2 protein-coding genes are annotated in these 718 nt (G+C 31.3%); both read left to right on the top strand.

All coding sequences use genetic code 11. The annotated features are described in order from the left end of the window. Positions 1-261 (top strand): sigma factor-like helix-turn-helix DNA-binding protein (locus POF52_RS30960; RefSeq protein WP_271998199.1); only part of this gene is annotated, 261 nt, incomplete at its 5' end. Beyond that, on the top strand, positions 245-718 hold a 474-nt coding region (locus POF52_RS30955), incomplete at its 3' end, for a sigma factor regulator N-terminal domain-containing protein (RefSeq protein WP_271998196.1). The genes POF52_RS30960 and POF52_RS30955, both read left to right, overlap by 17 nt.

The following is a 718-nucleotide window of genomic DNA, read 5'->3' as shown; positions in this document are numbered from 1 at the left end:
GATTACCTTATTACCAATGAGCGATTAATTGAGGAGATGATGATTGCAAAAGAAAATCAGCTTCTAGTAAGAAGCATCCTTCAAAAGGTATCTCCCACCTTTAAGCAACTACTTCTTTTAAAGTATGAGTTAGACTGGTCTTATAAACAAATTGCAGAATATGTAGATATGAAACCTGAAGCTGTCAAAACGTATTTAGCTCGTGCTAGGAAAACGTTTAAAGAAATGTATAGGAGAGAATGTAATGAAAAAAACGAATGATGAGTTAGATTCAATTTTTGATGAAAAGTCTTTACATAGAACACTGAAAAAAGCAAAATATATAGCATTTTTAAGAACAGTTTTTATATCAGCACTTGTAGTCTGTTTTGTTATTACTGTACTAATAAAAGGAAACAATTATTTTATAAATACACAAGGGAATAAACTCGCTGAACAGTTAATTAAGGAAAACCATGTGAGGATGTCTCCGAATACATTTACTAACACCGATACCATCTCAACAGGAATTTTAAAGGGGACTATTAAGAGTGAAATATTTAAAGTGATTGAAGATAAAGTTATACCTTGGGGTACAGAAGAAATAACGTATGATTTACTTGGAAACTTTAATGCATCATTCTCAACACACAGTACGATTGTTAATGACACTACGATGTATCATATTCCTAATGGACAACGTGAGATGCTGTTCTATGTACCTAAATATAAGTATAAA

It is taken from the genome of Priestia sp. AB (assembly GCF_028369225.1).
Lineage (GTDB): Bacteria > Bacillota > Bacilli > Bacillales > Bacillaceae_H > Priestia > Priestia megaterium.
This window is presented reverse-complemented; position numbering and strand designations above follow the sequence as displayed.